6 protein-coding genes, 1 tRNA gene and 1 pseudogene are annotated in these 7407 nt (G+C 32.1%); 2 read left to right on the plus strand and 6 right to left on the minus strand.

What is annotated here, in order from left to right:
• Nucleotide 1: 1 nt before the first annotated feature.
• The 5 genes from CXF54_RS12725 to CXF54_RS12745 form a co-directional block, all read right to left on the minus strand.
• Entirely contained in the window at nt 2-778 is a 777-nt protein-coding gene (locus tag CXF54_RS12725) for a PoNe immunity protein domain-containing protein (protein WP_198551066.1), read from the minus strand.
• 193 nt (nt 779-971) lie between these two features.
• Nucleotides 972-3284, minus strand: coding sequence for a M1 family metallopeptidase (locus CXF54_RS12730; RefSeq protein WP_101203846.1), 2313 nt, complete (start codon nt 3282-3284; stop codon nt 972-974).
• 64 nt (nt 3285-3348) lie between these two features.
• Nucleotides 3349-3849, minus strand: a complete 501-nt coding sequence (locus CXF54_RS12735; protein WP_101203847.1) for a DUF6702 family protein — start codon at nt 3847-3849, stop codon at nt 3349-3351.
• 61 nt (nt 3850-3910) lie between these two features.
• A complete protein-coding gene (locus CXF54_RS12740; RefSeq protein ID WP_101203848.1) occupies nt 3911-4678 on the minus strand; it encodes a hypothetical protein in 768 nt (255 codons plus the stop codon).
• Nucleotides 4665-5477, minus strand: a complete 813-nt coding sequence (locus CXF54_RS12745) for a carboxypeptidase-like regulatory domain-containing protein (RefSeq protein ID WP_090842436.1) — start codon at nt 5475-5477, stop codon at nt 4665-4667. Before CXF54_RS12745 ends, CXF54_RS12740 begins: the two co-directional genes overlap by 14 nt.
• Before the next feature lie 109 nt (nt 5478-5586).
• On the opposite strand from CXF54_RS12745, the gene pepE reads away from it, so the two are divergent.
• On the plus strand, nt 5587-6294 hold the full coding sequence (gene pepE, locus CXF54_RS12750; protein WP_090842438.1) for a dipeptidase PepE: 708 nt from the start codon (nt 5587-5589) through the stop codon (nt 6292-6294).
• Nucleotides 6295-6326: 32 nt separating this feature from the next.
• Here pepE and CXF54_RS12755 read toward each other — a convergent pair.
• A tRNA-Gly gene (locus CXF54_RS12755) sits at nt 6327-6399 on the minus strand.
• A 173-nt stretch (nt 6400-6572) separates the two neighbouring features.
• Here CXF54_RS12755 and CXF54_RS12760 point away from each other — a divergent pair.
• Nucleotides 6573-7407, plus strand: a pseudogene (locus CXF54_RS12760) (hypothetical protein); the annotation flags it as partial.

The following is a 7407-nucleotide window of genomic DNA, read 5'->3' on the forward strand; positions in this document are numbered from 1 at the left end:
ATTATTGTATTAAATCTTTTGGATAATATGGATTGTCTCTAAAACTACTATCGTCTAGTCCTTTAATTTTTACTATTGCTGCTGCAGGAAAACACCAGTAGCCATAGTAAACATTAAACTTATTAGTATGTGGACTATATAAATTATGTTTATTTATTAAATTAAGCCACTCGCTTTCTAAAAACATTTTCAACAAAACTTCCGCTTCTTCATTATTAGAAGTATTTATGATTTGTTTAATTGTTACGAATGGATCTTTAAACCCAGAGAATACTTTAAAATTAGAATCAGTAATAGGGGCTTTATCTTGTAGTTTGCTTCTTAATAAAAAATCATATATAAAATCCTTTATTTCATCTTTTTCTATAAAATCATTTATTAATTGAAACTGCAAGTCATCTACGTTTAGTAAATATCCAATAGATAACATATTTAACATGAAGACATGATAAGATAATGTGTATTGTTTTAAATAAATGACTTTATTTTTTTCTAAATAATATAAAATATTCTGATGACGTTCAGACCAATTTTCAGTCATTAAATTTACTGTGTTTTCAAAAATAGAATACACCTCTTTATTAAACATGTCATCTCCTCTTGAATATTTAGCAAAAATGATGTTCAAATAATCTTTAGTCAACTGCATCTTTACAGGTGCTATTCTTTCTAATTTAACTAAGTTGCTTTTTAATTTTTTAATTAGAATTTCTTGAGCGCTATAGTGTCTACTTATATAATCACTAAAATATTTTTTATCTTTATGTATATCTCTCATTTTACTCCTACGTTTAAAAATGTAATTTAGTAATGACATGTTCAGCCTTTTAATTGCATAATAATAATAATAATAATGCATAAAGTAATCTATATTCTTTATTTCAACAAACACACGACTAACTAACAAAGCATAAAAAAGCCCTTAAAACATATGTTTTAAGGGCTTTTAAATATTATAACAAACTAATTATTTAGTTTTTGTTTTGATCTTTAAATTTATCAAACTCACTAGCCTTTACTTCTCTTGGCCAAGAGTTATTAGAAACATCCACATCTGCTGTTTCTAATTTAGGATCTACAGTAATACTTACTAGCTCTTTTTCGGTCGCTAAAGTCTTACTTACTTCTTTGTCATTAAGTCTCCAAATTTGTGCTGGATACGTTTCCGTTTTTGATGTTCCATCAGCATAAGTGTACTCAACTATAATCGGCATTACTAATCCACCTGGCTTTTCAAAAGTTACTTTGTAAAAGAATTTTGGTTCTTTTATTTTAGCTCTTTCAGCAGGCGTAAAGTTGTCCATAATATATTCGTTTAAAGTTGCTGAATTTTCTAAAGCTGTTTTACCTTTTAAACTCGGATTAAAATCTTCACTTCCTTCTTCTACAAAATATACTAAAGGTGGTAAGTCACTTAACTTCATCCCTCTTTGTTCTGCTATTTTTTTGATTTCAGCATTAGGCTCATTAGATACAAAATACTTTTTTACATCTTTTACACCTATATCAACATAGTCTGTTGTGTAAAACCATCCTCTCCAATACCAATCTAAATCTACTGCAGATGCATCTTCCATTGTACGGAAAAAATCTTCTGGAGTTGGGTGCTTAAACATCCAACGTTGTGCGTATTCTCTAAAAGCATAGTCAAATAGCTCCTCTCCCATCACTGTTTCACGAAGAATATTTAAAGCTGTTCCTGGCTTGCTGTATGCGTTATTACCAAACTGGTAAGTATTTAATCCTTTAGTCATAATTGGTGCAATATAATCTTGATCACCACCCATGTATCTTACAATATTTGCTGCTGGTCCACGACGTGATGGATAAGCTGTTTGTCCTTCAGACAATGCTGCTGGATACCATTTTCCAAAATCTTGTTCTGCTACGTACTGTACAAATGTATTTAAACCTTCATCCATCCAAGTCCATTGACGCTCGTCACTATTTACAATCATAGGAAAAAAGTTATGTCCTACTTCATGAATAATTACAGACATCATACCAAACTTAGTTCTATCATTATAGTTTCCTTCTTTATCAGGACGACCATAATTCCAACAGATCATTGGATACTCCATCCCTTGCTCTTTAGCATGTACAGATATTGCTTTATGGTAAGGGTAGTCAAAAGTCATACGCGAGTAAGACTTTAATGTACTTGCTACTGCTTTAGTAGACCAGTCTTCCCATAATGGGTTTCCTTCTTTACCATATAATGATACAGCCATAACATCTTTACCACCAATCTTAACACTCATCATATCCCAGATGTAACGTCTTGACGTTGCAAAACCAAAATCACGTACATTTTCTGCATATAACTTCCATGTTTTAGTCTTTGTTGATTTTGTACTTAACTTAGCAATTGCTTCGTCTTGTGTTACTATAACAACAGGCTCATCATAAGATTTTTTAGCTTGCTCATAACGTTTCATCATATCTTTTGAGAACACGTCTTTTCTATTTGTCAATTTACCTGTACCATCTAAAATATGATCTGCAGGTACAGTAATATTTACTTCAAAATTTCCGAAAGGTAATGCAAACTCATCACGTCCCCAGAATTGAGAATTTTGCCATCCTTCTACATCATTATATACTGCCATTCTTGGGTAGAATTGTGCAATAACATATGCTCTGTTATCATCTTCTGGAAAATACTCGTATCCAGAACGTCCTCTACCATTTACGTGATCATTGATGTTGTACCACCATTTGATAGAAAAAGAAAATGATTCTCCAGACTTTAATGCTGTTGGCATTTCAACACGCATCATTGTGCGGTTAATCATATGCGGTAAAGCACGACCTTTAGAATCTTTTACTTCTTGGATATTAAATCCACCGTCAAAAGCTTCCGTTAAATAGCTATTTGCAAAACTACCTGGTGTTGTTGCAGGCTGTGCAGAATCATCACTAATTAATGGTGTTTTCGAATCTTTAGCACGCATATTTTGATCTAACTGAACCCATAAATAACTTAAGTTATCTGGCGAGTTGTTAGTATACGTAATAGTTTCGTAACCTGATAATTTTGCATTAACATCATCAAGCTCTAAGTCCATCTTATAATCTGCTTGTTGCTGGTAGTAAGCAGCACCCGGAGCACCCGAAGCTGCTCTATACATATTAGGTGTTGAAAACTCTTCATACAACTGCTTGAACTTGTTGTTGTTTGTGTGACCTTGCTGAGGCTCTTTCTTATCTTCTTTTTGGTCTTGTGCAAAGGCACTTATAGACACAAAAAATGCTGAAAGAAATAAATACTTTAGTTTTTTCATTTGTGAGTGGTTGTTACTTTAAGGACGTGAATTTAACAAAAATTAACGTTGAATAAAATGTTTGTTAAAAGTTTAACAAACCTTTATCTTTATGTGGTATTAAAACAAAAGTCTTGTTTTTACCATTAATATTGTTTCGTACAATATTTTTTTGATCTTCAAAAATATCAAATAAGACCTTGTTTTGAATCTCAATACTTTTAATAGAAGCTACATTTTCAATTTCTAGATAACAGCGCATAATGTCATCATCATACTCTTTTCCTATAAATTTCAACATTGCTGGTGTTCCGTTAATCTTGATAAACATCTTTTCTAAAAGATACTTCTTTATATAGCTATCAATTATTACCTCGTCTTGACCATCATTCAATGTCACCTTTTCATCATAACGTTTACGGATCAATTTTTCGATATCATCGACAAAAATTCGTGATATTATCTGTACCGATTGCTTCTCTTTTACATATTCGATTTGCGTAATACTAACATAGTATTTATGTATCCCTGAAAAAGAGAACAACGCAAACAGGCTAGCTAATAAAATATATTTAAATGGCTTCATGAAGTTTAATTATAATTACAAATTTAATTGAATAATGACAAAAAGCATTCCAATTGTTATTTTATTCTTTTTCTGATAAATTTAACTTGTATTGCTCTAATTTTTTTTTGAAAAATGCAAAAGCATCTAAGTTATTCTTACTGCACTTACTTCTAAAATCTGGGTCTTCTTGTACAAAATAGAAAAACTCTACATGATGCTTTTCTTCTAGCGGATGAGTTTTAAAAAAATCAATCGACAAATCATCCTTTAACCTGGCCAACAAAGCATCGTCGTTTTCTAATTGAATTTGTGCCTTTAATCTTTTAGTACGTCCAGTTATTGCATTGATAATTGGATTTAAAGGAATTATCCCTCCACCTGTCGTGGCTTCAAACAAACGCCTCTCGGATTGTGTTTTTTGCTTGCCTTTATAACCAGGAATTCCGACGTCGTAAAAATTAATTTTAGGTTTAGCAGTAGAAGTTAAGACATCATCCGTTAAGTTTCCAGATAACGATCTAGCTAGGTAAACTTCGTCCAATTCGTTAACAAAAACCTCTAATTTTACTTGTAAAGATTTTAACGCTATATCACTATCAGTAACTACCCTAAACAACGTTTTGTATTGTATTGCGGTAAATATTATAGTGTCATTTACTTTTGCAGATATGGTAAAGGCACCTTTAACGTCCGATGTTGCATTGGTCAGGGATGTTTTATTTAAAATATGTACCCCCTCAACATCATCGTCCCCATCTATTAATCCAGATAACTCAACTTTTTGAGCATGGACTGTAGAGATAATAAAAAAACAAACTAACCTTAAAATTAGCTTAGTCCTTTTCAATGGTTGTCTTTAAAAATTTTTTACTTTCTGAGTTAAGATGCTCAATTAGCTCCATCTCTTTTCCATTATCTAAAAGAGTGCTATCAAAATCACTAGTTTCCACAAAAGCTATAAAAGCTTCTACCTGATCTTCTGGTATTTTAAAATTTAGAGTATAATAATCGTGATTATAAACATCAGACAATGCTAAAACCTCTATTGGTTCTGTACTATTATTATTTCTATTCTTCTTGTCTTTCTTTTTAAAAATCAAACCAACCAAACCACCTAGAATAGCCATACCATCTGCTTGGTATCTTATTCTTTCGTTTTGACTCATTGCTGCTAAGTTATCAACCTTACTATACGAGTCATCTGCAAATTCATACAAACTAATATCATCAACACCAAAGTAAATCGCATCCATATTAGCGTTAAATGTTTTTACACTTGACACATCTTCCTTTAAAATACCTGTTAAATTATAAGGTAAAATAACAACTTCATCTAACTTATTAACTTGCTCTACTAAGTAGACATTCATTTGCTTAAAATCTATAACTTCTTGTGCTACCACAACATTAAAATCTTTAAACTGAAGTGCTGCCACACTAATTTTATCATTCAACATGGCTTTTATAGTAAATTCACCTTTTTCATCAGTAATAGTCCCTCTATTAGAAGATGAATTGTACACCGTGATGCCTTCTACGTCGGGAGAATCAATAATAATTTTACCTTTTATTTCTACTCGTGTAGAGTCTTGAGCTGACGCAAAACTAAAGGTCAATAATAAAAATGCAATTAAATATGATTTCATGTTGGTTGATTTTACGTAAATTAAAAACTTTTACTCTTAATGTTAATGTAAAGCCTCTATAATCTTTTGTTAAAAGCTTCTAATAACTAAATTTACAAAAACTATATATATGAAACAATTATTAATAGCAAGTACTTCAACCTTGCATTCAGGTGCCTATCTTGATTATTTACTTGACGCTTTAAAAATTCACTTTAAAGATATAAAAGACATTATTTTTATTCCCTACGCACGTCCAAGTGGTATATCTCATGATGATTACACAAAAAAAGCAGCAGAAGCTTTTGCTAAAATTGATATAAAAGTTACAGGTTTACACACCTTTAAAAATCCTGCTGAAGCTATTGCCAATGCAAAAGGGATATTTACAGGTGGTGGAAACACGTTTGTCTTAGTTAGCGCATTGTATCAATACAAATTATTGGAGCCATTAAAAAGTGCTATCAATAGCGGAACACCATATTTAGGAACTAGCGCTGGAAGCAACATTTGTGGATTAAACATCCGTACCACTAATGATATGCCAATTGTGTATCCTCCAAGCTTTAAAACTTTAGGGTTCGTGCCTTTTAATATTAATCCTCATTATTTGGATCCCGACACCAACAGTACACACATGGGAGAAACTAGAGAAACTAGAATAAAAGAGTTTCATCAATTTAACACACAACCAGTCGTTGGATTACGTGAAGGTAGTTGGCTAAAAGTAAATGGGCAGTCTATAGAACTTAAAGGCACATTAACTGCAAGAATTTTTGAATATGATAGCGAACCTTATGAAGTAGAAACAGGAACTTTCTTAAATGAATTGAAATAAAAAAAGCTTCATCGTTATGATGAAGCTTTTAGAGCGAGAGACCAGGTTCGAACTGGCGACATTCAGCTTGGAAGGCTGACGCTCTACCAACTGAGCTACTCTCGCATTTCCGATGGCAAAAATAGAACTTATTTCCAATATACAAACAATTATTTCAATTATTTTTTATGTTTTTTAGCCGATTTATTTGCTTTTCACCGATTACCGCCCAATAAATAGAACTATTTTACTTAAAAAACAAGGAATCATTCTTATTTTCGGTTTAAACTCCCGAATTAATGAAAAAGTTTTTACTAGTACTATCCTTTTTTTTGACAACAAACTTATTTGCCCAAGTCAAAATAGGTGACAATCCACAAACTATTGACCAAAATTCTATCTTAGAATTAGAAAGCTCAGACAAGGCTTTAGTCGTAACACGAATTTCTGATGCAGAAATGAATGCTATCACACCTTTAAACGGAGCTATAGTCTACAATACAGATGCAAATTGCTTGTTTCAGTTTAACAATAACACTTGGACTAGTCTTTGTGTTGATGTTATGGCTAACGAAACCATTACACAACTTGTAGATAACAATGATGGTACAATTAGCTACGTCAGTGAAGATGGCGCGATTACTACTATTATAAAATCTGCTCTGATTGATAATGGCGATGGCACATATACTTTTGATAATGGCAATGGGACGCCTATAACATTAGATGTATCCGCATTAGAAACAGTAACAACACTTATAAACAACGCAGATGGGACGTTTACCTACACCTCTGAAGACGGAACGATTACTACTGTTGATACAAATAGCGCAGAAACATTAACAACAATAGTACTTAATCCTGACAACACTAACATTGATTATACCGATGAAGATGGTGTAGTTACGCAATTAAACCTGTCAGCTATTGTTGCAAACTTAGAAGCATTAACAACTATCGTAGATAACAACGACGGAACTTTTACTTATACAGACGAAGATGGTGTAACAACGACTTTAGATGTTGCTAACTTAGAAACACTAACAACTATTGCGCTTAATCCAGATAATACTAATATAGATTACACAGATGAAGATGGTGTAGTTACGCAATTAGATTTATCAGCTATCGTTA

The organism is Olleya sp. 1-3 (genome assembly GCF_002836085.1).
GTDB classification, from domain to species: domain Bacteria; phylum Bacteroidota; class Bacteroidia; order Flavobacteriales; family Flavobacteriaceae; genus Olleya; species Olleya namhaensis.